Source organism: Pseudoalteromonas sp. CnMc7-15 (assembly GCF_022347925.1).
Taxonomy (GTDB): domain Bacteria; phylum Pseudomonadota; class Gammaproteobacteria; order Enterobacterales; family Alteromonadaceae; genus Pseudoalteromonas; species Pseudoalteromonas ruthenica.
The window spans coordinates 427,362-452,800 of sequence record NZ_JAKRFT010000001.1; the positions used below are offsets into that span (position 1 = coordinate 427,362).

Sequence of the window (25,439 nt, forward strand, 5' to 3'; positions counted from 1 at the left end):
CGTTATTCTCCTTGGCGCGTTGGCATGGCCTGTAACTGCCATATGTCTTCACTGTATTGGGCAATAGTGCGATCACTGGAAAACTGACCAGAGGCAGCGGTATTTAAAATACTCATTTGTGTCCAGTGTTTAGGGTCTTGATAAGCTTTGCTGACAGCTTGTTGAGCCTGGCAGTAACTGGCAAAGTCATAACAGGTAAGCCAAGGGTCGCTATCGTCATAAAGGAGGTTAATAATGGGAGCGAAAATATTCGGCTCACACAAATTAAAATGACCGCTTTGTAGCAAGGCGATTACTTTTTGCAGCTGCGGGTCGTTCTCAATAATAGCGCGTGCGCTATAGTGTCTGCGGATATCGTCGATTTGCTCAATCTTGGCGCCAAAAGTAAAAAAGTGCTCGCCACCGAGTGCTTCAAGCATTTCCACATTGGCACCATCCAAGGTGCCTATGGTCAGTGCGCCATTCATCATAAACTTCATATTGCCGGTGCCTGACGCTTCCTTACCCGCCGTGGATATTTGCTCTGATAAATCCGCTCCAGGGCAAATTGTTTCCATCGCTGTGACATTGTAATTCGGTAAAAACGCCACCCTTAACCATGCCTTCGCTCGAGGGTCATCGTTAATGGTGTTGGCAACATTACATATCAACTTAATAATGCGCTTAGCCATATCGTAACCGGGGGCCGCTTTGCCCCCGATCAGCACACAACGGGGCACCATGCCTTGCGTATCGCCATCACAAATGCGCCGGTATAAATGAATCACATGCAAAATATTGAGCAACTGGCGTTTATATTCATGAATGCGCTTGACCTGCACATCAAACAGCATGGTCGAGTCAAATTGCACGACGCAGCGCTGTTGCACCAACTCGCACAGCCGCGCTTTGTTGGCTTGTTTTACCTTTTGCCACGCGGCAATAAAACTATCATCATCGTAGTAACGGCGAATACGGTTAATATGCGCGAAATCTTTTACCCAATCATCGCCTATTTTGGCGGTGATCAATTGTGCCAACTCGGGGTTACAATGAGATAGCCAACGCCTAGGCGTGACCCCATTGGTCTTGTTATTAAACTTCTGTGGCCACAGCGCATAAAAATCTGCAAACAACTGCTCTTTTAGTAAGCGGCTATGCAGCGCCGCCACCCCATTAACGGAATAACTGCCAACGATGGCTAAATAAGCCATACGCACCTGGGGATTTGCCCCCTCTTCAATAAGCGACAAAGCACGCTGTTTTTGTGCACACCCGGGCCACTGTTTGGCGACTAAGATTAAGAACCGTGCGTTAATTTCATAGATAATTTGCATCAAACGCGGCAGTAGCCGTTGCATTAAAGCCACAGACCATTTTTCCAGCGCTTCAGGTAGCAAGGTGTGGTTGGTGTAGGCCATGGTACGAGTGGTTATCTGCCAAGCATCGTCCCAACTCAAGCAGTGTTCGTCGATAAGCAGGCGCATTAATTCAGCTACGGCAATACTGGGATGCGTATCGTTGAGTTGAAATACATGATAATCGGCAAAATCTGTAAACTGTGCGCCTTTGATTGCTATCCATTGGTTGAGCCGGTCTTGCAGTGCGGCACTACAGAGAAAATATTGTTGGCGCAGGCGCAGCTCTTTGCCATTTTCACTGCTGTCGTTGGGATACAGCACCATGGAAATTTGCTCAGCGAGGTTTTTTTGCGCCACGGCCTCGGCATAGCCACCAGCATTGAACTCACCAAGGTCAAACTCATCGGTGGCCTCACTTTTAAACAGCCGTAAGGTATTGACGATATCATTACCATAGCCTGGCACGGGCACATCATAAGGCACAGCTAACACATCTTGGGTGTCCAGCCATTGGCGGTGTTCGCGGCCTTGATGGTCTCGATAAATATCGACATGACCAAAAAACTTCACCCGCACGGTTTTATCCGGTGCTGGTAATTCCCACGGATGGCCTTCACGCAACCAATGATCGGGCTGCTCTATTTGATGACCATTATCAATGCGTTGATTAAACATGCCGTATTCATAACGAATACCATAACCTGTGACCGGCAAGGCCATGGTCGCACAGCTATCTAAGAAGCACGCAGCCAAACGCCCTAAACCACCATTCCCTAAACCAGCGTCGTGCTCAGCGCTGGCTATATGTTCGAGTTCGGCGCAGTAATTGGCTAATGCGGCGCTCACCTCAGCAGCCATATCTAGGTTTAAAATAGCGTTATTTAAGCTACGTCCGATGAGAAACTCTAACGACAGGTAGGCAACTCTTCGTGTTGGCACTGAGGTGGTGACATTGCGGGTTTGTCGCATGCGCGCCACCAGCCTATCACGTATTGTCAGCGCCAGTGCTTGATACAAATAATGCTGCGATTCGCCCACTTTGTCGCGCCCGAGGGTATAGTGAAAATGACGAGCCAAATCATCGGCTAACGTTTCGCTATCAAGTAGCGGCGCATCCTGCCAATCCACAGGGTGGCATACAGTGCCAGACGTAGTCATAGTGTTTGCCTTGTATTGTGTTTGTTTTCAACGTTACTAAACACCCAACCACTACAGGGAGTTAAGGTTATTTCTTGATCCACAGCGATGCCCTGCGTTGCAGGCTCACTGTGTTCGTCCGTACTCAAGCGCAGGTGCCATTGCAGTGGCGTATTATCAGGGCTCACTAAGCGCAGCGCTTGCTCGCGCCCGCCGCGATGCAGTACCACACATAAATAGTGATGGGCCTGGGTATCGATACTGTAATACACCAAGGTATGCAGCGAGGGGTCATGCCAATCGTCATTGCTCATCGGCCGCCCGTCAGGGCGATACCAAGCAATCACAAAGCGCGGGTCGTTGTCATGGATGTACTCCGGGTGCGTAAAAATGGCGAATTCACGACGCAGCCTTTGCACATCGCTGATAAACAGTGCTAACGGATGGTGGCGAGAGACATCGTGCCAACTAAGCCAATTAATGGCGTTATCTTGGCAATATGCATTATTGTTGCCCCCCTGTGAGTGCCCCATTTCCGAGCCGGCGCTGAGCATGGGTACGCCTTTGGAAAGTAATAAGGTGAGCAGTAAGTTTTTTTGTGCTCGCAAACGCAGTAACTTGATGTGAGCATCGTCGCTGTGCCCTTCCACACCATAATTACAGCTGTAGTTGGCATTATGGCCGTCTTGGTTGTGCTCTCCGTTGGCGTGATTATGCTTTTGCTCGTAGCTGACCAGGTCGGCCAAGGTATAGCCATCATGACTGGTTATAAAATTAATGCTGTAGCTTGGCACCATGCCGGTGGCGCTAAAAATGTCGGCAGAGCCATGCAAGCGCTTGGCTAACACGCCCAGTAAATCGCTATCGCCGCGCCAAAACCGCCTGACAACATCGCGATATTGGTCATTCCACTGCCGCCATGGAGCAGGAAAAGCGCCAAGCTGGTAACCTCCGGGGCCAATATCCCAAGGCTCGGCAATCAGTTTCGCGTGTTGTAATACCGGGTCTTGAGCAAGGCATTGAAAAAAGACATGTTCAGGGCTAAAACCATGGCGCTCTCGGCCTAAAATACTGGCCAAGTCAAAGCGAAAGCCATCAACCCCATATACCTGATACCAATGCCGTAAGCTGTCCATGACCAAGCGCAACGCACCCTGTTGGGTTAAATCTAAGGTGTTACCGCAGCCGGTGTCGTTAATATAATGACCTTGCTCATCAAGGCGGTAATAACTGCGATTATCGATGCCCCTTAGGTGGCAACAAGGGCCAAGGGCTTCGCCTTCACAGCTGTGGTTGTAAACCACATCAATCAGCACTTCGATATTGTGTTGATGTAACTCCGCGACCATGGCTTGAAATTCGTGCACATCGCCGCTAACCAAATAATCACTATGCGGAGTGAAAAAGCTCAGGGTGTTATAGCCCCAATAATTACTCAACCCGAGTGGCTGTAAAAACGCTTCACTAATGAACTGCTGCACGGGCATAAGCTCAATGCTGGTCACACCTAGCGCTTTGATATGCTCAATGAATTGCGGCGTTGCTAAGGCTGCAAAACACCCGCGTTGGGCGTTCTCAATATCGGGGTGGCGCTGCGACCACCCTTTAACATGACATTCGTAAATAACAGTGTCATGCCAGGCAATCTCCGGGCGTTTACCTTTATACTGGCTCAGCGCGGTTACCTGAGCTTTAGGCATTAAGTGAGCATTATCAAACGGACATAGCTTACCTTGCTCATCAATAGCGCGGTGGCGAATACTGTGTTGAAAATCACCAAATAGCGAGTGTGCATAAGGGTCGAGCAGCAACTTGTTAATATTAAACAACTGCCCTTGTTCAGGAGCAAAAGGACCATCCACACGATAACCATATAGCTGCCCTTTTGCAGCCCCTGAGACATAAACATGCCAATACCCGGGTTCACCTTTATGTAGGGCTATGCGTGCAATTTCACTGTGCCCAGAAGCATCATACAGACATAAGTACACGGCACCGGCATGACGCGAGTACAAGCAAAAATTAACCCCTTGGTCATCAATATAAGCCCCCAAGGGAGCACCAACGCCCGGCTTGGTAATAAATTTACTCATGATCAGGTGCCTCCCACAACAGATAAACACAAGCCAATGGCGGCACACAGATGCTGACAGACTGACTTTGCCCATGCCAGGGTAGTGGCTCCGAAAGGAGTGGTTGCTCATTTGCAGGTCGCTCAGCGCACACCCTAACGCCACTGCCGAAGTATTGACTCTCATCGCTATTAGCGATAACTCGGTAACTACCAGCGTGAGGCACACCAATGCGAAAATCATGATGTACTTGAGGCGTCATATTCACAACCGCGAGCACGACTTGCGGGCGGCTACTGGCAATACGTACAAAGCTGTAAATGCTTTGCTGGCTATTATTCCCATCTAACCACCGAAACCCACGCTCATCACAGTCATTTTCATGCAGAGCCGGGTACGAACGATAAAGCTGATTCAGGCATTTAACCCAACGCTGCATGCCTTGGTGCGCTGGGTCATCAAGCAGGTGCCAATCCAACGCATGGTTATGGTCCCACTCGCGCTGCTGAGCGAACTCGCCGCCCATAAATAGCAGCTTTTTGCCAGGGTGAGCCCACATAAAACCTAAATAGGCGCGCAGGTTCGCGTGTTGCTGCCAACTATCCCCTGGCATTTTGCTCAGCAGCGACCCTTTGCCATGAACCACCTCATCATGGCTTAAAGGCAAAATGTAATTTTCGCTATAGGCATAGACCATGGAAAAGGTCATGTCGTGGTGATGGTATTGGCGGTAAATCGGGTCTAACTGCATGTAGCGTAATGAGTCATTCATCCAGCCCATATTCCACTTAAAGCCGAACCCTAAGCCGCCACTGTCGGTGGTTTGTGTGACTCCAGGCCATGCGGTCGATTCCTCTGCGACCATCATAATGCCGCGATTTCGCCCATAGCACACACTGTTGATTTGCTGTAGGCAAGCAATAGCACCGAGGTTTTCTCGTCCACCCAAGTGGTTGGCCAACCACTGCCCATGCTCACGACTGTAATCAAGGTATAGCATCGATGCCACGGCATCCACGCGCAACCCGTCTACCCCGTATTGCTCTAACCAAAAGCTGGCGCTAGAGGTGAGAAAGCTACGTACCTCTTGGCGCTCATAATTGTAAATATAGGTATGCCAATCTGGATGATACCCTTGGCGATGATCGGCATGCTCATACAAATGCGTGCCATCAAAACGCCCCAAACCGTGAGCATCTGCCGGGAAATGCCCCGGCACCCAATCTATTAGCACACCAATATTGTGCGCACGGCATTGCGCGCAGAAATAGGCAAAATCATCGCCACTGCCGAAGCGCGAGGTGGGCGCGAAAAGACCGGTGCTCTGATATCCCCACGAGCCATCAAAAGGGAACTCGCTAACGGGCATTAATTGAATATGGGTAAACCCCATTTCTTCAACGTACGGAATTAATTGCGCGGCCAACTCACGGTAATTTAAAAATTGGTTATCGGCGGTGCGCCGCCAAGAGCCAATGTGCAGCTCATAAATACTAATGGCAGCATCGATGGCATTGCGGCGCTCGCGTTGCTCATAGCTTTGCTCATCCAGCGCTTTAGGCAACGTAACAGCGCTGACACGCGAGGCGGTATTTGGCGGCAGCTCTGTAGCAAATGCATAGGGGTCGGCTTTTAATAAGGCCTCACCCGATAACGTACGAATATGGTATTTGTAGCACTGGCCCGGCGCTACATCAGGTATAAAAATGGCCCAAACACCGCTGTCTTCAACCCGCGCCATGGGGTGCTGGCGACTATCCCAGTGGTTAAAATCCCCAGTCACACTCACCGCGAGGGCATTAGGAGCCCACACGCTAAAACGCACGCCACGGTGGCCTTGCAACGTCATCATATGAGCACCAAGGTGGCGCTGCGCCTGTTGCTCTGTGCCTTGGCGGAAATAATATAAATCAGCGGCACTGAGCCCTAAGGGTAAGCAAAATGGGTCGGCCTGAACTACCACCGCCTCTGGGTAAGTAACACGGAGCTGATACGGAACAAATTCCGCCTGCGCCGGCGCGATAAACACCTGTGAGTCTGAATAGCGCTGGGCAATACAAGTGTGAGTAGCAAATTGCACCTCCACCGCCAAAGCACCGGGCTTGTAGAGAACCACATACCAGCTGCCGTCAATGCATTGATGGCCCAATAGCTGTCGCGGCTCACCCACTTGCGCCCCTTCAAGGGCGCAAACAGCATCGGCTAAATCAGGAAGTGGCGTATTATCAATCATCGCATGTTCCATGACGACTCCTAGTCAGTTCACAGATAAACTGCTGTTGCTGCTGTAAAATAGCGACAGCAGATTGGCTCAACTGTCGTCGCCAGTTCGGGTATTCACGGTGCGTACCGGGGATATTGACCGGCGTATGTTGGCCGTCTAAATCATCAAGTTGTAGGGTCAGCAACTTACTACTTCCTTGCGCAAGTGCCCGGCACAAGGCGCGATACACATCGGCACTGGTGCTGTGTAACGAAACCGACTCCCCTTGTTGAGTGAGTCGCTCAATCAGCGCACTTTTATGGTTTTGACGTTGCTCATATAACGACTGTTTTTGCTCTGCACTGATAATTGCCAGTTGCAGCGCTTGATTAAGATCATCGCCCTGCCACCACTGGGCAAAAGGCGGTAAATCGTGGTTGCTGATCATCAATAAGGTATGCTCATCAAGGTGTTGCGGCGCGCTAAAGGCTGAGTGCTGGTAACAAAAGTAATACACGGTGTTGGAGAATATCTGCGCTTGTGCCAAGGCCTGTCGAACTTGCTCGGGCACCACGCCTAAATCTTCACCAATCACCACACAACGGTGTTGATGACTGAGTATTTTTATTAGCGCTAACAGCTCATCAAAGGGGTAATAGACATAACAGCCCTGCTCATCGACACACCACCAAATGCGCATCAACGCCATCACATGATCAATGCGCAGCGCCCCCGCCCCTTGCATATTGGCGCTAAATAACGCTTTGGCATAGGCAAACCGGTGGCGCTTCATCGCTTGCGGCAACAATGCTGGCATGCCCCAATTTTGCCCCTGTGGAGCAAAATCATCCGGCGGCGCACCAATACAGGCATGGGGAGTAAACAGTGCTCGGTAACGATTAAACTCGCCACCCCTATCACTCACGCCAACGGCCAAATCATTGATAAGGCCCAACTTCATACCCGCCTCTTGCGCTATATTTTGGCATTCTTGGCGCTGCAGCCAGGCTTGCCATTGCCAATAACAAGCCTGCTGATCATCTGGTTCATCCAAGGTATCGAGAGCCACACGTTGCTGCTCTTTAAACTGTGCAAATTCGGCCTTACGCTCAGCACTTGCCGTGGTGCAAAAACGTTGGAACAACGCGCGTAATAATGGCAGCTTAAGCGCGTAGACTTGTTCATAATCAAGCCAAGGCGCACTTGCGACAATGTTATAGTGTCTTTTGGCCTCATTGAGCTGCGCTAAAATCGCCGCATCACATTCCGGTGAATCCTGAACGGCAATGTACAGCGGATGGATAAGCATGCGGCTGCTAGGGCTGTACGGGCTATGCCTACTGGCATCATTACAATCGAGTAAGTGCAAGGGATTAAGTAGCACATAATCTATGGATAACGCAGCGGCTTCGCGCAGCAGCGCTTTGAGATCCGCAAAATCACCCATGCCCACCCCGTGTTCGCTCACCAAGGTGTACAAGCCGCACGATAACCCCACACTTTTAACAGCTGCTTGCTGGCCATAAGCGCCTTGATAAACGTGTTGTGGCGCCCACCATAGCTCTAGCTCAGCGCTATGCTCTGCGACGCTGATCCGAGCGGCGTAAAACCCAGGCGCCAACCAACCTTGACCTAGTTCATAGCTAAGTGCGAGGTAGCGACAGCCATCAATCACGTAGTCACCGGTGACTTGCCCTTGGCTAATGCACCAGTTAGCGTGTTGTGCGTTCACCTCTAGGTGCAAGCTCGCACTCTGCTGCCGCTGAAACTGCAACTCGCTCAGGCGGATAACTAAACGTGGCGAAGGCTCCGAGATAACCATAATGTCATCGCAAAGTTGCTGCCAAGGGGCCGCGTCAAGTTGACAGTTAAGCGCGGCTAAGGCGTCGAGGTTATCAACATCGACCCCCATGGCCTCAAGCACTTTTACCCGCAACGCTTGATCAAATTGTTGCTGTTGCCCTTGGTAATCCACGTAGCTGTCGCCAACCCCCATCAGATAGAGGCTTTGTGCCAGCGTCTGCATTGTTAAGGCTGAACGTGGGTTGATACCACACTGTTGTCAGTGCCATAGGCATTGGCAACATAGGCATCGGCTTGGTGGTCGTTATCCCACTCTTGGTCATCAATTAAGTAACGAAAATGAAATTCGCTGTTTTTAGGGAGGCGCGTTTTAACGCGAAATGTGCCGCCTTTTTTCGAGCAGGTCATGGGCAAAGGTTGCCATTGATTAAATTCCGCCACGAGCGCAACACGGGCTGCGTGTGGGTGTTCATACTCAAAGGTCACTTCTGCTTCGTTTTTTGTTTTGAAAAAACGCTTCTTTAACATAGCTGGGCTCCAAACAAGTGTATATTTGTTCGCCACATCAATGTGCTATGGATACTGCTCAGCAAATCGGTGTGTTTTGCAAAGTCTGATGGCGAGGTTAGCAAAGAAATATGGACGCATTATTACAGTGCAGAAAATGCGCTTTCTCGGTGCAAACACGCCGAAAAGTGAGGGTGTCACCCGCCACATATAGGCTGTTAGCAGGATAAGTGCCAAGGCATCTGCTGCGAACCTCAAATAGATACAAGGGATAATAGAAACAAACCAACAAAACGCATAATGAGATATTTTCACGCGTGCTTGCGAGCAGCTCACGGGGCAACAGACTATTGCAAACCTAACACTGTTTTAGAGGGAGTTTGACTGAAGAAATTAATATAAGGCAGCGCTATTTCCTAAAAAGCACTCAACGCCGTCGGTACCAGATTGCAGCCTAGCGCAGCGCCAATTTCACTGGCGCCCAGGCTCGTGCTTTTCATAACGAGGGAGCGCTGCGTCTAACTCATCCCAGTTTGCTTTTGAGGTCACAAAATTATGAGAAATGGGTCGCTCTGTAATATCACTGTCTAACGTTCCTAGGCGCAGCCGATACCTGTTTGGCGACTGCGCATTGGCACTGTAAATGGGCGCCCCGCACTGGCTGCAAAAGTATTTACGTTTACCCTCGGCACTTTGGTAATAAGTCAAAGTACCCGCTTTGTCTGTTATTTTTAAATCTTCTGCATTAATGAAGCCATTGGTTGCATAGGCACTGCCGCTGGCCTTGCGACATAAAGAGCAATGACAATGAATGATATCAGTGAGAGTGCCCTGCAATTGAAACTGGATTGAACCACACAAACAACTTCCCTTATACATCTGAATTCCTCTTTTAACTGTTCGCTCTGGGCCCACAAATTAACTACACGCAACTGACTCCGCGTTACAGCGGGCAGTAAGCCATGGCAAAAAGTGCGCCCACCCTAGTGCCAAGGGCCGCCAATGACGTTTCCACGCCATACTGTAGTTTTATCGAATCACTTTAGGGGGTAAATAAATAGTAAATTCATTAATAGGTTCAACAAGAACGCTATGCGCTACTTGTTGCTCCTCTGGCGTCACTAAGCCCAAGCGCGATAACAAACCAAAGTTGGCCGATTCAAGGTTTGCCGGCTTCACTTCTAGCGCTTTGTGCCAGACTCGATACGTCCCCAGTTGACCGTCACGGCGATAATAAAAGCCCGCGAGCGGATGAGTTAAATACACCAACCCCGTTTCTACATCAGGAAAGCCCGGTAACTCCAGTTTAGATTCTGGGCTTTGGGTTAGTTCAACATGTGCTGGCGCCCAATCGGCTTGGGTAACCATTTTATATTTTGAATATAGCCTGGTTGATGAATCGAACTCACAATCAAACTTCACTTTGCCACTATACCAAGGCAAGTTCCAAACAAACCTAGGGACAGCTAAAGTCCAAGAATCCAACGTGGTACCCAGGAACCAAACACACCTTTCGTTGGTCTTTTTATCGATAATGTATATGCGGTAGTTTGTTTGGCCCATGGTAAATTTAGGGAATGGAAAAACGGCCGAGGTAAAATCAACATCAATGAAAGGAACAACAGAAATTAACGCCTTTTCTTCACCATTAATTTCTAGGGTATCCAATTCAAATCGCTCCGGGAAAAGCCCCTCAAACCGTGAAGGGTCCACAGCATAAGTAATAATTGAGAAGTGTTGTAATTTGCATAGAACATCAATCCCTCTTGGCGCAGGCCGAGGGTGAAGAAAGTCTTTTAATTTTAATGAGTCCATCAACGTACATTCCTTGAATCGCTGTCATCCACTAAAAGTGGACGTCCTTGTTGGGCATAACGCCCCTCTGACACCACTGGCGGTATGTTACCCCCATGTTTTATGTTGCCGAGCGCGGTTATGACCACTCTTTATAACTGCAAAGATACCGGATTTTGCCAGCTGAGGCGAATGGCGTTCACTGCAAACACCCGCTTAAATTTTAGTAACTCACCAATCGCCGCTGTACGCCCTAAAGCAATGAGGTAAATGCCACGACCTAGTCTGCCTGAGGGTTTAAGGCGCAGTAGATATAGCCAAAAGCAGGACGATAAAGCTTGTTCTTCAGGGTTAAGGGTTTTAGAGTTTAGAAAGGGTGAGTAGATAGAAATTGGCTTAAGGTATCGCTTTAAAGCGGGCTTCTAGCTACCAGCTGAGTTAATGATATAATTTGCATGGTTTTCAATCACCTGACTTTCTCGCAAGCGGTGTGAAAGTCCTCAGCATAAATGGCGGCGTGGCTTCTAGGAAATCCGAGACGCTTTAGAATTTCGGCTCTTCAGCTACATCTTGTAATTTTTCACCTGACATATTCTCTATTACTCTCTAATACGGCTAACGCCCAGCGAAGGGTCAATTCTGGAACGCAGTGGAAAATTTTTTCACACTTGCGCTAATTGTTAGCTTTCTTTACCTTCAGCCAGCTTGATAACCTTAACTAACTCTTTGATTTGCTCAACCACTTGAACATCCTGATCCTTTATCTTGATTTTACTAAAGGCACTCTCACTAGCTATATTCCAGTTCTCGAATATCTCAACCAACTCGCTCCTGTCCACTGCATTGCCATAAATTTCAAAATATAGTTTTCCGAAATTTATGGCATGAGCCCTATCAGATCTTTTTATAGCCTCGTGCATATAAGCATTGCTCACGGTAAAAGCGTGCCTTGCCCACAGACCAAGAACACTCAACACAACAAGTCCTTTAAAAGATATGAAAATTAGTAAAGGCCAACCGATATCTTCAGCTTTTTGATCAAGGAAACCCGTACCCAGACTGGATATAACTACCGTGACAACTACTGCGGCAATGAGAACAAGCGTCCCATGTATACTCCAGTTTCTCGCTTTTTCTCTATATTTAGTTTCAAGATCCTCTAGAACCCTGACCGCAGCACTCACGTACTCTGGAACTTTGATTTCTATACGTTGCTGAACTTGTTTTTGATGCTCTTCGTTAAGCTCTGCAACTTTTTGAGCTAATTTTTCTTCCTGCTTTTTTAGCTCTTTTTCTCTTTCCGAGGTTTCACTGAGCAACGAGTTTAGCCTATCTTTTGCTATAGCAATCTCTTCATCTAAATGTTTCTTTTTAAGATTTGCTACTTGCTCGGCCTCTGCTAGCGCTTCTTCCTTGGCTCTAATAGCAGAAGAAAGATCATCAGCTATACGCTTTCTTTCTTCCACTAAAGACACTTCTGCCTGTTTTGCGCTTTCTCTTAGTTCTCTACTTCTGTTTTTCTCTCTTCTTACATAGTCTTCCCACTGCTTACGCCGCTCCAAAGGAAGAGATTTGATAATGGCTTCTCTTCGCTTTTGATCAGAAGCCACATCAATTAGCTTTTCGACCAAGGTATTTGAACTGGCAGCTGAAATTCTTTTCAATGAATTTAACGATGATGCCTGCACGTACCACCGCAATGACTTTTCTGATGCAATATCCAATGCTCGCTTTAAGACATCTACTTTAATTTCGCTGGAAATCTTTCTTAATGTGGATTCTTTCGAGTTTTCAAATATTTTATTGATTAGCTCTGGAGTAGCGATCCTAAGAAAGTTTTCTACTTTTCCAGACTCTTGTACAGATAGGAAATTATCTACTTCTAGTTTTGAAAGCTCTTCCAGTTCAATCTCAAAATCTTTCATAAAACCCTCTGAAGCTAACGCCTTACTAACCGGAAGATTAGGAGCGTAGCGAGTAATTTTTCCGAGTGCAGCAACTTGTTATAAGCCATAGCACTCAGAGCTAGAATTAAATACATTTTTGTTACACTGATACACTACATGTTTATTGTATTGCTCAAGTGCGTTCAAATCATTGACTATATTGTGTACATCAATTGATTTAGGACATGCCTTGAACTTTTCTAAGAGCTCCTTAGGAGCAGTTGCTGGAGCAAGTAGATCTAAGTTTCCAAAGACATACCTTATAAAGCCATGAGAATACAGATTGAAATCCCACGCCATATGTTCATTTTCGGGGAGAGGGATACTATAACCTCTATCAGAAAGGAGACAGGTTTTATCATCGTAGGTATATATGAGTACCATGATGAATGAATCTGGACTTTCATATAGCCCTTTTACAACTTGCTCTAGAAAATTTGGTTGGCCTTTCTCCAGTGGAGTTAATAAAAGAAATATTACAGACAGCCAGTCCGCATACTCTTCTTCGGTTACTTCCAACTGCTTACAAAGGTATGCCTGTTGTGGCTTTCTTCCGTTCAATACACGCTCAAAGTTTTTATAATGAACGGGATCAGTTGGGTGAACGTTTCTAAGCTTAGGAAAGGTATTTAGTACTTTTTTAATTGAGTATGGATTTCTAACAAAATTAAGAAATTTGGAAAGGAAAATATTTAATATTTCAGACTTTATATCTGCTCCAGCGGTAGGCAGTTTTGAAATTAGACTGTCTGTATTTGTTTTGATACTAGCTTCATATTGATGAAATAAGCTTTCAAAGTTATATCGTGCAGCCTCTTTTTCTAGAACATCAAAACTAAATATATCGTTTAGGCTTAGAGTGTTTGATATTTTGAAGCCTTTCTCTGAGTCTAGATTTATTGCATAAGATTCTCGATCATCCAGGCTGAATGAGTAAATCTTTTGATTTTCTTCTTTAGCTAATGGGTTAATTGCATTAAGCCTTTGTTCTACTTGAGGAACAAAATGTTGGTTTTTAGTTACATCCTTCAAGTCCATGCCTTAGTCTCTATTGGCTCATAAGAGTTTATTAGCGTTCATTTCGGGTTAAGCCGAATAACTTTTGTATTTTTACCACACTAATGTTCATTCATTGTTAATAAATTATTAAGCTATCAGCGCAGGGGGCTAATGTCGATACCGGGGTATGTTGTGGAAAACGCGCAATAAGATAACCGAGCTGAACTTGGCCTGTTATGCAAATAGATAAATCTCTTAATTTCAGATAGTTGGAGTTATTATTTACTTTTTTTGGCTGGTATTACATTCCATAACACGCCCCGTTGGATAGGTTTTCGGGCGCTTCACCTATGAGCATGTCCAATGTGGTGACGCATAAAAAACCCATATGCCTATTGAAGAGAAATATTAACTCTCAACAATAACGCTTAAACATCTGAGTCTGCTGCTTTTCATATAAAAAATACGCTGCGTTTACTAGTGGGTTTAATAAAGTACAGTTTCATTTATTGCATCCACAAAAAAGCCAGCAGTGAGGCTGCTGGCTTTTATATTGAGAAGTAAATGGGGATAATTATTCGCTGTGGCGACCTTCCCATACCTCTTCAACTAGTTTTTTGTTAAAGGCTTGCAAATCGCCAGGCTTGCGGCTGGTAACCAGGCCATTATCCACCACAACTTGCTCGTCTACCCAATTGGCTCCGGCATTTTCTAAATCGGTGCGTATGCTTGGGTACGAGGTGACTTTGCGCCCTTTTAACTTATCAATTTCCGCTAGCATCCATGGGCCATGGCATATAGCTGCAACGGGTTTGATGTAATCTTCTTGGAAGAAACCATCCACAAAGCGTTTTGCTTCGGTGTCTTGGCGCAGTGCATCGGGGTTAAATAAACCGCCGGGCAGCACCAAGGCGTTGTATTCAACCGCGCTGACTTCTTGCGCTAGCTTATCTACTTTTATTTCTTCGCCCCAGTGGTCACCCTCCCAACCTCGAATAGTGCCTGGCTTAATAGAGATAATGTCTACCTCGGCACCGGCATCGAGTAACGCTTTACGAGGAGATACCAGTTCGCTTTGTTCGAACCCATCAGTGGCTAGGATGGCTACTTTCTTACCTGCTAAAGGTGTACTCATATTAATCTCCTTTAAATTAAACACATTTAAGTATGAGCAGCCATCGTGCCAAATTAATAACCTACTGAAATAAATAACCTTTATAGTTTCTGGCTGTGTTTTTAATGACAGCTTGCCTGCAAAGCTTTCAGGCTTTAATGAAACACTTACATGACTAAACGATGGGTGCTTAATACTTGCACACACTGTGCAAAAGCATGGTGCAACCTCAGTTAAAAATGACCCAAAACAGTGCTTAACGCCCCTTTTAAATACTTCCATCAAGCTATAGGCCTATGTATTTATTACTCTTTGCATTAGTGGCACAGATTATTCATTAACTACAGCGTCACCCACATTAGGAGCGCCGTTATGCAACAGCTACGTGAAACCCTTTACCTACTTTGGCATTTCGATATTAGTATTTGGCAAATTCATGACTATGCGCAGGGTAAAGACGATGAATAGCCTCGCGTCTGTGATGCCCCGCTTGTTGAATAAGCAAATTAGCGTCTCGCAAGCGGCCGCTCATACTAAGCTCTCTAAACGGGAAATATACAAGGCGCTGCGAATGCACGACCAAAGCTCATCGCGAGGCACTTTGCTCAAGCGGCGCCAGCAGCTATTAAAACAACTCAATGACGTTGACATTGCACTTGCACAACATCACCGCTAGGTTTAAAGCTGCCCTTTACTGTTACAGGCATTTTTAAGGAGTACTATGCACAGCTATGAAGTAAACTTTGACGGCTTAGTGGGCCCCACCCATAACTACGCCGGATTGTCTTTTGGTAATGTTGCCTCTAAGCGTTTTGCAGCGCAGCCATCCAACCCTAAACAAGCGGCCTTGCAGGGGCTTGAGAAAATGCGCACGATGCGCCAGCTGGGTTTACACCAAGGTGTACTGGCCCCTCACGCACGCCCTCATATGGCATTGTTAAAGCAGCTGGGGTTTACTGGCTCGGATGCACAAATACTCGAAAAAGCGTACAAATATAACCCGACTTTATTAAGTGCGTGCTTTTCTTCATCAGCAATGTGGAGTGCGAATGCTGCCACCGTATCCCCCTCAAGCGACAGTGCCGATAACCGCGTTCATTTTACGGTGGCCAATTTAAGCAATAAGCTGCATCGCTCCATTGAAGCCCCAACCACAGGCCGGGTATTACAAGCAACGTTCGCTAATTCAAACTATTTTGCCCATCACGCCCCCTTACCTGGGCACGACCATTTCGCCGATGAAGGCGCTGCAAATCATACCCGCTTATGCCCAAAGCACGGCGATAAAGGCTTGCATTTATTTGTGTATGGGCGCGAGGCCTTTAACGAAGGCGGTGTGAAACCACAAAAATTCCCTGCTCGCCATACCCTTGAGGCCAGCGCTGCGATTGCCCGCTTGCACCAGCTCGATGATAGTCAACAGCTGTATATTCAGCAGAATCCTGAGGTGATCGACCAAGGCGTGTTTCACAATGATGTCATTGCCGTTGGTAATGAGCAGCTGCTTTTTTGCCACGAGCAAGCCTTTTATAAGCGACACCAAGCACTGGATACAATAAGCTCTGCTTACAGTGCACTGTATAACGACGCCCATCGCCTTAGTATTGTTGAAGTGCCCACCGAGGCGGTAAGTGTTGCCGATGCCGTGAGCAGTTATTTGTTTAATAGCCAGCTTATTACCCTGCCTAGCAATGCCACAGCGCTGATTGCGCCGCAGGAGTGTGCTGAGAACCCAGCGGTTAAGGCGTATTTAGATGATTTACTCACTCAGCCAGATACCTTGGATGAAGTTCATTACGTGGATATCAAACAAAGTATGCAAAATGGCGGTGGCCCAGCTTGTTTGCGCTTACGAGTGGTGTTAACTGAGCAAGAATTGGCTGCCACAAACCCAGCCTGTTTGTTCTCTGATAAGTTACATCACACCCTAAGTGATTGGGTGAAGCGTCATTATCGTGACCAGCTATGTCAGGACGATCTGCGCGATCCACTGCTAATCCAAGAATCTTACGCCGCCTTAGACGAATTAACTAAGCTTATGAATTTAGGCAGTATTTATGATTTTCAGCGGTGATCGCTTAGCGCCTTAAAGCGATCGTGCAATGGCTATTTTATCAGCCAAAAGGCTGACCCTGTGCTAGGCTTAAAGAACGTTTATCACAGGGTTTGGCACTATGTTGTTAACGCGCATCATCTTCGCCTCCAGTATTTGGATGGCCTGCTCCATATCCGCCTTTGGCGCCAACGATCCGGTGATCTACCACTATTACAACAGCGAGGGCATTGCGGTATTCACCGATCAAAAACCAAAAGTCAGTGGCTTTCGTGTTGTTGAAGTAAAATGCCAACGCTGCGAGCAATCGCGTTATCAAAGCTGGTATTCAACCCCTTTGCACCCCTACAAGTTTCGTCAAACCTTGTACGAAGAAGCGCTCAAAAATGACTTAGATGTGGCATTGTTACAAGCCATAGTGCATGCCGAGTCGGGCTTTAACCCTAATGCGCAATCAAATAAGGGCGCCAAAGGGCTAATGCAACTCATGCCTTTACTAGTCAAAGCCTACAACATCGATAACCCCTTCGACCCCGATAGCAATATTGCCGCCGGCAGCGCCTATTTTGCTAAGCTATTAAAGCGCTTTAAAGGAAATACGAAACTGGCCGCAGCGGCCTATAACGCCGGCCCTGGCAACGTTGCCCATTACAGTGGCGTGCCTCCTTTTCAGCAAACCCGCGACTTCGTTAAACGTGTCGATATTCTCCATAATCGTTACCGCCAACATCAACAGCTATTAACTTTAACAGTACCGCGCCAATACCCGAATGGATTGCTCAGTGCAGCGCGCTAGCTACGCTAAGACATACCAATTGTGTGAGTGAAGTGATAACTTAATCATCATAACTGGAGTCAGTGCGGCAATGTGCCCGTAGATGGATGTGTATGCTTAAAGATATTATTCGTTGGTGTCGTCATTATGTGCGTTTATGCGTGTTTTTTATTGCCGCGTTGCTGGGTTTGCAAGTACCGGGCTTTGTTGACGATTATGGCCATGCACTGCGTGCAAGCAACGACGAGGTAACTCAGGCCATTGCCCCGTTTAAAGACGACGCCAAGCAATTCTTTGATGGCTCCTTAGAAAAACTATTGGCCCACTATCAACAAAGTGACGACCGCATTTATGCCAAAGGCGGTGACAATTTAGCCCTACTCTTGGAGCGCCAAGAGCAACTAGAGAACGCAGTATCGGATTATCAAAGTAACCCTTATTGGCATTTGCTGACTGCGCCGGTGATTGATGTCGGCCAGTCGGTATGGCAATCCTACCGCCCGCAAATCCAACTGAATATGGCCTCTTTAGGCAGTGCCTTGGTGGTGGCGTTAATGATTACTTGGTGTGTTGAGGGGCTGTTTGTTTTATTAACCAGTGCCCTGCTCGCTGTGTTATCGCTGTTTATAAATGTGCGAAGCACGTCTTCATAAACTCATAAAACACTTCAACTCTGCGCGTGGCTAAAGAGTGTTGCGCGCGCAAAAACCACACCGGCGCTTGTGGGTTGACAAGCGCTTGAGGCAAGACTTCGACTAATTCACCGCCGTCCAATGCCTGCTTAATGGCTATTTTTGATTTTATGGCAATACCATGGCCTGCCAGTGCCGCCGAGGTCATGTTATCTGAATTCGAAATGGTAAAACGAGTACGGGCATTATAAGTGCGCACCTGTTTGCCCACCTGCAGCTTAAATTGCCGTTGCCAAGGTAAGCACACAAAATAGTGCTGCTGTAGTTGTGCAACACTCTGTGGCATCCCATAGCGGGCAATATAACTAGGCGCGGCGCAAAGTAAACGGTGGTTATCCACCAGTTTACGCGCAAGCAAACCCGAGTCGGGCAATTGTCCAACGCGAATAGCCACATCCTGGCGCGTTTCAACGATATTGACAAAGTGGTCGGTAATATTGAAATCCAAGGTTAATTGCGGGTATTGCTGTTCAAACTCACCCAGTCTCGGCATAACAAACTGAGAAAAGACCCAAGGCGGCATGGTTACTTTGAGTACGCCCGCCACCGTGGAGCTACGCGCGCCTATTTCAAATTCTGCGTCGTACAGCGCCTCTAAAATGCCCTCAATTCGCTGATAAAAAATCTCACCTTGCGGTGATAGCTTTAATGAGCGCGCATCACGAAAAATAAGCACACTGCCTAAGTGGCGCTCTATTTTAGCCAGCCGATGGCTGACCGTGGCAGGCGACAGCCGCAGCTGTTTAGCGGCGTTCACAATGCCCTGATGCTTAATGATGGCAATAAAGGTTTCCAAGTCGGCGGTGCTATACATGATTTAATTATTTCGAATTTAAGTTTCGTTATTTAGCACTATATGTAAAAAAATTAAATCAATAAACTGATGAAAACACACTATGGAGACCACCATGCGTACGTATTTCGTCATTCTCACTCTGATTTTTGGAGTTTTAACTATGCCCGTAAGCTATGCCCAACAACAACCTAAAGTTATCTTTTTTGATGTTAACGAGACCCTGCTTGATCTTGAAGCAATGCGCACTTCAGTTGCTGGGGCACTGGATGGCCAGCAACAATTGTTACCGCTGTGGTTTTCAACCATGCTACACCATTCACTGGTAACAACGGTCAGCGGCGACTATCAGGATTTTGGTGATATTGGCGTTGCCGCATTGCAGATGGTGGCAAAAAATCAGGGGATTGAACTTTCAAAGCAGCAAGCAAAACAAGCGATCGTGCCTGCTTTATTAAGCTTGCCCGCGCATGCTGATGTAAAACCGGGGTTACAGCGCTTAAAAGATAACGGCTTTACCTTAGTGAGCTTAACCAATTCATCAAATTATGGCGTGAAAACCCAGTTTGAACATGCAGGACTGACAACGTATTTCTCGCAGCGCCTGAGCATTGAAGACCTAAAAATATACAAACCTGATCTTCGCGCTTATCAATGGGCACTGAAAGAGCTAAACGTTTCGCCCGAGCAGGCGCTGATGGTTGCAGCCCATGGCTGGGATGTGGCCGGAGCTAAGGCGGCGGGTATGCAAACCGCCTTTATTGCGCGCCCAGGCAAACAGCTTTACCCTTTAGCCTCAGCGCCTGATTATGTAGTTAACAGTGTTGACGAGCTCGCAACCCTGTTAACCCCTTAACGGCTAATTGGGTGTGGCTTGGAGATGATCCACCAGCCACGCCTTTTCAGTGCGGCCATGATTGGTTTGCTCGTCGTATGCTTGCAGTTGCTGCGCTAGTTCTTGTTTCAGAGCATTGCCGATAAGCGCTGCCTGTTGTTCAATCACGCGGCAACTGCCCAACTCGGGAATGGCCTCTAGTTGCTCGTCTATGCGCTGTGCCATCGCCTTTATCATACGACCATGTTCATGCTCATGCTCGGCCAAATACGAAAACCACTGTGACCACGCTTTTTTCACACTCTCAGTACTATCTGTTAGTTGTGGCAGCGTGTATTCCAGCTCTAACGTAGTGGTTACCTTATTGATATCACATTGGCGTGACTTACTATCAAACCAAAACTGCCAGCGGATGTCGTAGTAGGTGTAACCATGCACAACCTTGTTATCACGTTTTACCGGCGAAGCACTATCGAGTGCGTGTAAAAGACCATCGGGCGCTTCGGCGCTGACGGCATAGTTTTGTGTGGTTTCATCAATGACAAGTTGAGCATGGAGCGAGAATGAAAAAAGTAAAAAGATGAGATAGCGCACAAGAGTTCCTTTTTGGCGTTGGCTTGTTAACGCCGCTATTTTATCAAGTACGTGGGTTTGTACCACTAAAAGATAACAATTGTGTGAAATATCATAAATTTGCTGCCAACTGTGGAGATTATGCTCAGGTCTCTCCAAAAATCATCGACTTAGCTTGTACAGCCCACAAATACCAGCTAGTGTTAATACTAGTGTTTGAAGTTAATAATAAGAGAATTCATTGATGGCATCTCAGTGTCGCCGCTGCATTAACACGCCCCCTCTCCCTTTTGACTTTACCATGGCGTTCCAACCCATTGTTGATTGCCAACAAGGCGAGGTATTTGGGTATGAAGCGCTTGTGCGTGGCGTTAACAATGAACCCGCCGGTGCGGTAATAAGCCAGCTCACCGATGAAAATAAATATATGTTTGATCAGCATTGTCGTATTAAAGCTATTGCCTTGGCTGCCAAGCTGCAAATATCCTCGATGCTGAGCATTAACTTTTTACCGAATGCCATCTATGAACCTGAACGATGTATCAAAACAACTCTTGAAGCCGCTGAGCGTTACCAGTTTCCTATTGAGCGAATTATGTTCGAGTTTACCGAAGCTGAAAAGGTAGGTGATGCGCACCATATCAAACGCATCGTTGAGTATTATCGTAAATTGGGCTTTATGACTGCCACGGACGACTTTGGCGCCGGTTATTCAGGACTTAACCTATTAGCTGACTTTCAAACCGACATTGTTAAATTAGACATGTTGATGATCCGCAATATCGACCAGGATAAAACCCGACAGATCATCATAAAAAACTGTGTGAATTTGCTGCGTGAGCTGGGTATTCAGGTGCTTGCCGAGGGCATTGAAACAGAGGGCGAATATCATTGGTTGCGAGCAGCCGGCATTCATCTAATGCAGGGTTATTTGTTAGCGAAGCCCCAGTTTGAAGGGCTCCCAGAGGTACATATACCGAGTCACTGAACGCTTGAGCGGCTGCCTTAAGACAGCCGGTTAGCGAATTGTGATACCGCATCCACGACTTTTTGAGACGCTTCGCGTATTTCCTCAATCACCGCACTGGCATCATTGACTTTCTCAGCCACCTCGGTGGCTGTGTCTTTATTTTCACCTATGGTTTGCACCGCTTCCAAGGTCAGTTGCGCGTTATCATTGACCACTCCAATGATTTCCTCGGTCGACTTTGAGGTTCGCGAGGCCAACTCTCTAACCTCATCGGCAACTACCGCAAAACCGCGCCCAAGCTCACCTGCCCGCGCAGCTTCAATGGCGGCGTTAAGTGCCAATAAGTTGGTTTGCTCGGCGATGCCGCTGATGGCTTGAACAATTTTATTTATTTGCGCCGATTGCGCTTCAAGGGCATTGATCTTCTCAGACGCACTGTCCATTTTTGCTGCTAATTGGCTCATAACCGCTGCGGTTTCTTCCATAATGGCGGCCCCACTGCTGGCACTACTTTGAGTGTTAATTGAAGTGTCGTAAGCGATTTGAGCAGCATGATTTACCTGGCTTTCGCGCTCTACTTGCGCAGTGATGTCGGTGGCAAACTTAACTATTTCATAGAGCTGACCATGGCTATCGAAAATGGGGTTATAAGAGGCTTCGAGATAAATTTCTCGTCCCTGCTTGTCGATACGCTTAAAACGGTCGGCAATGTAATCTCCACGATTGAGCTTTTGCCAAAACTCACGATACTCATGGCTATTTGCCAGTGCGGGCTCACAAAACATGCTGTGGTGCTTGCCTTTGACTTCCTCAAGGCGATAACCCACAGTGTTTAGAAATAAGTCGTTAGCGTCGATTATATTTCCTTGAGGGTTAAAGCGGATCACGGCCATAGAACGCTCAATAGCGTTGATGACATTTTCATTGTGCCTTGAGGTATTAATGGTGCGGGTTAGGTTCGATGCGAACAGATCAAAGTGCGTACAGTGCCCACTGGCATCCACAATCGGCTGCAATACCACACGTAACCATAAGTGCTGGTCATTGTTTTGCATTTCCAAAGCACCAGCCCAGTGTTTGCGCTGAGTTAGCGCATTTTTAAGTGCCTTATAGTGCTCTGTGTTGCGCGCCAAATTTGGCACGAAGTCGAGCAACGCCTTGGCCTGCCACGCGTGGCTGCTAATCTGGGTCTCAGTTTCAAAAAGTGTGTTGGCAGAGATAATCACTCCCTGCAAATCCAAGGTTAGATGGATCATCTCTTCACTTAAACTAGAGAATATTTGCTTGTAAATGAGCACTTCATCTTGCAAGCTTTTCAGCTCAGCGAGGTGACTTTTTCGCAGAAACATGGTGGTACCATCAAAGTAAATAATAATAGAGCTAGCGTTTAAGAACGTTTTGCATGGTGTGGTGGATCATAAAGCAGCTTATCGCAGCATTATTTGACATAGCGCATAACATTCTCCTTAAGTTGAATGCTCACCCTTTGATTTATTATTGTATTATTATGCAGATATAGCGAACAGTAAAATGCGACGAGTATAAAAAATGGGTTCATCGCACATTTTTAAGAGCAGTACATGAGAGGGCTAAGTCGAAATCAAATAGTTGGCCTTTATGCTGTTATTAGCACTCTTTGGATAGTTTCCAGCGATTGGTTATTGGCATTAGTATGGGGAGATTTCGAAGACTCGTTGGCGCTTTCTATTGGCAAAGGAGTGAGTTTTGTCCTGCTAATGTCTATCGCCTTGCACTTTTTACTGAAGAAGCTCAATAACGCTCAAACCTTGGTCTCTGCCGCCAAGAGCGATGAGCAGCTGCTCCTATACAAATTACCCAACTACTTTAAACACATGCCTATTGTCACCTACGCCATTGAGGTGACTGCTCAGCGCAGCCAAACCGTGTGGGTGAGTGACAATGTCACCAAAGTGCTGGGATACCAAGCTGAGCAAGCAATGGCCATGGGTTGGTGGTCGAAAAGTCTACACCCAGACGATAAACTCCGTGCTCAAGAAGAAAGTCATCGTATTATCGGCGCCGGTGGCGGACATCACTATTACCGCATCAAACACAAAGATGGCCACTATATTCATATTCATGACGAAATGCACTTAGTGAGCGGCTCTCACCCGCAGCGCTATATTGGTATTTTGTGCGATATTAGCGCCGAGGAAGGCGCGCTTAATCAGGTAAGACACTATTCTAGCCGGTTGGAAAATACCGTACTTGGCACGGTTGAAGCTATCTCGAGCATGGTTGAACTGCGCGACCCCTACACAGCTGGCCACGAGTCCAGAGTGGGTGATTTAGCGGTGCAAATTGCTAAGCAAATGCAGCTCAACGCCGACACTCAATACGGTTTACGCATTGCAGGCTTAGTGCATGATATTGGCAAAATCAGCATCCCCTCTGAATATTTGACCAAACCCACGCGCTTAAGCCACAGCGAGTTTGCCATTATTAAAACGCACGCTGAGCATGGCTATCAAATTTTAAAGAGTATTCCTTTTCCTTGGCCCATCGCCCAAGTGGCTTATCAGCACCATGAACGCATGGATGGCAGCGGCTACCCGCAAGGCTTGAAAGGCGAGGATATTTTGCTTGAAGCGCGCATTATTGCCGTTGCCGATGTGATTGAATCAATGGCCACATCTCGACCCTACCGCCATGCGCTGGGACTGGACGCTGCCCTTGCGGAAATAGAAACTAACGCCGGTAAATTATATGACCCCCAGGTTGTTAAAGCAGCGTTAAGCTTATTTCGTGAGCAAGGCTACCAGCTTTCGCAGCCCACCAACTAAGCTTAGCAACGCTGATAGTGTTTTTGGTTTGTAGGCGGCATCAGATACTTTGCACATTTATTGATCAAGCGCATTGATCAACTGCCCCAGGTTTGTTTTAGTGATACAACAGCAAAGAAGGAGAAATGGGTTATGTATATTAAACGAACTCTATCGCTTGCAGCAGCGATGTTAATACTATCTGGCTGCGGTGTTGCTAATGATGTCACCGTTTGTACTGATGCGCCACAAAGCCAATGGCTGGATCAAAGCGACTTTAAAACAACACTGCAAGCCAAGGGCTATAGCATCAATGAGTTTAAAGTGACCGATGGCAGCTGCTATGAGATTTATGGCACCGATAAAGATAACAAAAAGGTTGAAATTTACTTTAACCCAGTAGACGGCTCGGTAGTTAAACAAGAAGCGCATTAGTGAGCAGCACAATCAAAATATGGGACCCGGTGGTACGTATCGTCCATTGGTCCCTTGTCGGCATCTTTATTACTAATTACTTCATTATTGAAGCCGGTGGCACATGGCATCAGTGGCTGGGTTACAGCGCTGGTGTTTTAGTGCTACTGCGGCTGATTTGGGGCCTCTTTCCCTCGGGCTACGCCCGTATCCGCGCAGCCGCTATCAACCGCGCTGCAATAAGCGCGCACATCACTCACCTCAAAGAGCGCCATATCCCTACCGAATCCGGCCATAATCCTATTGGCTGGCTGATGGTGTTTGCAACTTGGCTACTATTTATTGCGCTTGCCGTTACTGGATTTATGCTTGAGGAAATCGATGCCCTATTCGGTAACTCACTACTGCAAGACATCCATGCCTTGGCAGCTAATACTCTGTATGCCATCGCCATTATCCATATTATTGCGGTTATCGTGGTTAGCTGGTGGGGGCGCATCCCGCTAATACCGCCCATGATTACCGGGCAACGCAAAAAGCGTGACTAATGGTGACAACCTAATTATTAAACTTCCACACTAGTAAACTCAAGCACTTAGGCTGTATACCTCAGAGTTGACTTTGGCAACTTTACAG

Annotated in this window: 22 protein-coding genes; 9 read left to right on the forward strand and 13 right to left on the reverse strand. The window is 47.0% G+C overall.

Annotated features, from left to right (window positions below; translation table 11 throughout):
- Window positions 1-2 precede the first annotated feature (2 nt).
- The 10 genes from MHM95_RS01940 to MHM95_RS01985 form a co-directional block, all read right to left on the reverse strand.
- Window positions 3-2,498, reverse strand: a complete 2,496-nt coding sequence (locus MHM95_RS01940; RefSeq protein WP_239384053.1) for a glycogen/starch/alpha-glucan phosphorylase — start codon at window positions 2,496-2,498, stop codon at window positions 3-5.
- Window positions 2,495-4,570: a glycogen debranching protein GlgX gene (gene glgX, locus MHM95_RS01945; protein WP_239384054.1), complete on the reverse strand. Its 2,076-nt coding sequence runs from the start codon at window positions 4,568-4,570 to the stop codon at window positions 2,495-2,497. Before glgX ends, MHM95_RS01940 begins: the two co-directional genes overlap by 4 nt.
- Window positions 4,563-6,794 (reverse strand): 1,4-alpha-glucan branching protein GlgB, encoded by a 2,232-nt coding sequence (gene glgB, locus MHM95_RS01950; protein ID WP_239384055.1) that lies wholly within the window; start codon window positions 6,792-6,794, stop codon window positions 4,563-4,565. Before glgB ends, glgX begins: the two co-directional genes overlap by 8 nt.
- Window positions 6,775-8,778, reverse strand: coding sequence for a 4-alpha-glucanotransferase (malQ, locus tag MHM95_RS01955; protein WP_239384056.1), 2,004 nt, complete (start codon window positions 8,776-8,778; stop codon window positions 6,775-6,777). Before malQ ends, glgB begins: the two co-directional genes overlap by 20 nt.
- Before the next feature lie 2 nt (window positions 8,779-8,780).
- Window positions 8,781-9,083 (reverse strand): isoamylase early set domain-containing protein, encoded by a 303-nt coding sequence (locus MHM95_RS01960; RefSeq protein WP_045978348.1) that lies wholly within the window; start codon window positions 9,081-9,083, stop codon window positions 8,781-8,783.
- A gap of 450 nt (window positions 9,084-9,533) precedes the next feature.
- The gene (locus tag MHM95_RS01965; RefSeq protein ID WP_045978349.1) at window positions 9,534-9,941 is read right to left on the reverse strand and encodes a GFA family protein; all 408 of its coding nucleotides are present in this window, start codon (window positions 9,939-9,941) and stop codon (window positions 9,534-9,536) included.
- A 150-nt stretch (window positions 9,942-10,091) separates the two neighbouring features.
- Window positions 10,092-10,877 (reverse strand): DUF2071 domain-containing protein, encoded by a 786-nt coding sequence (locus MHM95_RS01970; RefSeq protein ID WP_045978350.1) that lies wholly within the window; start codon window positions 10,875-10,877, stop codon window positions 10,092-10,094.
- 659 nt (window positions 10,878-11,536) lie between these two features.
- A complete protein-coding gene (locus MHM95_RS01975) occupies window positions 11,537-12,781 on the reverse strand; it encodes a hypothetical protein (RefSeq protein WP_045978351.1) in 1,245 nt (414 codons plus the stop codon).
- A gap of 78 nt (window positions 12,782-12,859) precedes the next feature.
- Window positions 12,860-13,840 carry a hypothetical protein gene (locus MHM95_RS01980; protein WP_045978352.1) on the reverse strand — a complete coding sequence of 327 codons (981 nt, stop codon included), beginning with the start codon at window positions 13,838-13,840 and terminating at the stop codon, window positions 12,860-12,862.
- A gap of 535 nt (window positions 13,841-14,375) precedes the next feature.
- Complete coding sequence (locus MHM95_RS01985; RefSeq protein ID WP_239384057.1) at window positions 14,376-14,936, reverse strand: type 1 glutamine amidotransferase domain-containing protein; 561 nt, start codon at window positions 14,934-14,936, stop codon at window positions 14,376-14,378.
- Window positions 14,937-15,375: 439 nt separating this feature from the next.
- Between MHM95_RS01985 and MHM95_RS01990 the strand changes: the two genes are divergently transcribed.
- The 4 genes from MHM95_RS01990 to MHM95_RS02005 all read left to right on the forward strand — a co-directional run bounded on the left by MHM95_RS01990 (window position 15,376) and on the right by MHM95_RS02005 (window position 18,396).
- On the forward strand, window positions 15,376-15,591 hold the full coding sequence (locus MHM95_RS01990) for a hypothetical protein (protein WP_022946522.1): 216 nt from the start codon (window positions 15,376-15,378) through the stop codon (window positions 15,589-15,591).
- A gap of 45 nt (window positions 15,592-15,636) precedes the next feature.
- Window positions 15,637-16,989, forward strand: a complete 1,353-nt coding sequence (gene astB, locus MHM95_RS01995; RefSeq protein ID WP_239384058.1) for an N-succinylarginine dihydrolase — start codon at window positions 15,637-15,639, stop codon at window positions 16,987-16,989.
- Window positions 16,990-17,089: 100 nt separating this feature from the next.
- Complete coding sequence (locus MHM95_RS02000) at window positions 17,090-17,764, forward strand: lytic transglycosylase domain-containing protein (protein ID WP_239384059.1); 675 nt, start codon at window positions 17,090-17,092, stop codon at window positions 17,762-17,764.
- A 92-nt stretch (window positions 17,765-17,856) separates the two neighbouring features.
- Entirely contained in the window at window positions 17,857-18,396 is a 540-nt protein-coding gene (locus MHM95_RS02005; protein ID WP_022946519.1) for a DUF2937 family protein, read from the forward strand.
- Here the strand turns inward: MHM95_RS02005 and MHM95_RS02010 are convergent.
- Window positions 18,368-19,249 (reverse strand): LysR family transcriptional regulator, encoded by an 882-nt coding sequence (locus MHM95_RS02010; RefSeq protein ID WP_239384060.1) that lies wholly within the window; start codon window positions 19,247-19,249, stop codon window positions 18,368-18,370. The two genes, MHM95_RS02005 and MHM95_RS02010, sit on opposite strands and share 29 nt — an antisense overlap.
- A 142-nt stretch (window positions 19,250-19,391) precedes the next feature.
- Between MHM95_RS02010 and MHM95_RS02015 the strand changes: the two genes are divergently transcribed.
- Window positions 19,392-20,084 (forward strand): haloacid dehalogenase type II, encoded by a 693-nt coding sequence (locus tag MHM95_RS02015; RefSeq protein ID WP_239384278.1) that lies wholly within the window; start codon window positions 19,392-19,394, stop codon window positions 20,082-20,084.
- A gap of 3 nt (window positions 20,085-20,087) precedes the next feature.
- Here MHM95_RS02015 and MHM95_RS02020 read toward each other — a convergent pair whose 3' ends face one another.
- Window positions 20,088-20,657, reverse strand: coding sequence for a DUF922 domain-containing protein (locus MHM95_RS02020; RefSeq protein ID WP_239384061.1), 570 nt, complete (start codon window positions 20,655-20,657; stop codon window positions 20,088-20,090).
- Window positions 20,658-20,880: 223 nt separating this feature from the next.
- On the opposite strand from MHM95_RS02020, the gene MHM95_RS02025 reads away from it, so the two are divergent.
- Entirely contained in the window at window positions 20,881-21,624 is a 744-nt protein-coding gene (locus tag MHM95_RS02025) for an EAL domain-containing protein (RefSeq protein ID WP_239384062.1), read from the forward strand.
- A 17-nt stretch (window positions 21,625-21,641) separates the two neighbouring features.
- Here MHM95_RS02025 and MHM95_RS02030 read toward each other — a convergent pair whose 3' ends face one another.
- Window positions 21,642-22,955, reverse strand: coding sequence for a PAS domain-containing methyl-accepting chemotaxis protein (locus MHM95_RS02030; protein WP_239384063.1), 1,314 nt, complete (start codon window positions 22,953-22,955; stop codon window positions 21,642-21,644).
- Window positions 22,956-23,186: 231 nt separating this feature from the next.
- Here MHM95_RS02030 and MHM95_RS02035 point away from each other — a divergent pair, with 231 nt between their 5' ends.
- The 3 genes from MHM95_RS02035 to MHM95_RS02045 all read left to right on the forward strand — a co-directional run bounded on the left by MHM95_RS02035 (window position 23,187) and on the right by MHM95_RS02045 (window position 25,351).
- Window positions 23,187-24,410, forward strand: a complete 1,224-nt coding sequence (locus MHM95_RS02035) for an HD domain-containing phosphohydrolase (RefSeq protein WP_239384064.1) — start codon at window positions 23,187-23,189, stop codon at window positions 24,408-24,410.
- A 132-nt stretch (window positions 24,411-24,542) separates the two neighbouring features.
- Window positions 24,543-24,824: a PepSY domain-containing protein gene (locus MHM95_RS02040; protein ID WP_045978359.1), complete on the forward strand. Its 282-nt coding sequence runs from the start codon at window positions 24,543-24,545 to the stop codon at window positions 24,822-24,824.
- Window positions 24,824-25,351: a cytochrome b/b6 domain-containing protein gene (locus MHM95_RS02045; protein ID WP_151172633.1), complete on the forward strand. Its 528-nt coding sequence runs from the start codon at window positions 24,824-24,826 to the stop codon at window positions 25,349-25,351. Before MHM95_RS02040 ends, MHM95_RS02045 begins: the two co-directional genes overlap by 1 nt.
- Window positions 25,352-25,439: the final 88 nt, after the last annotated feature.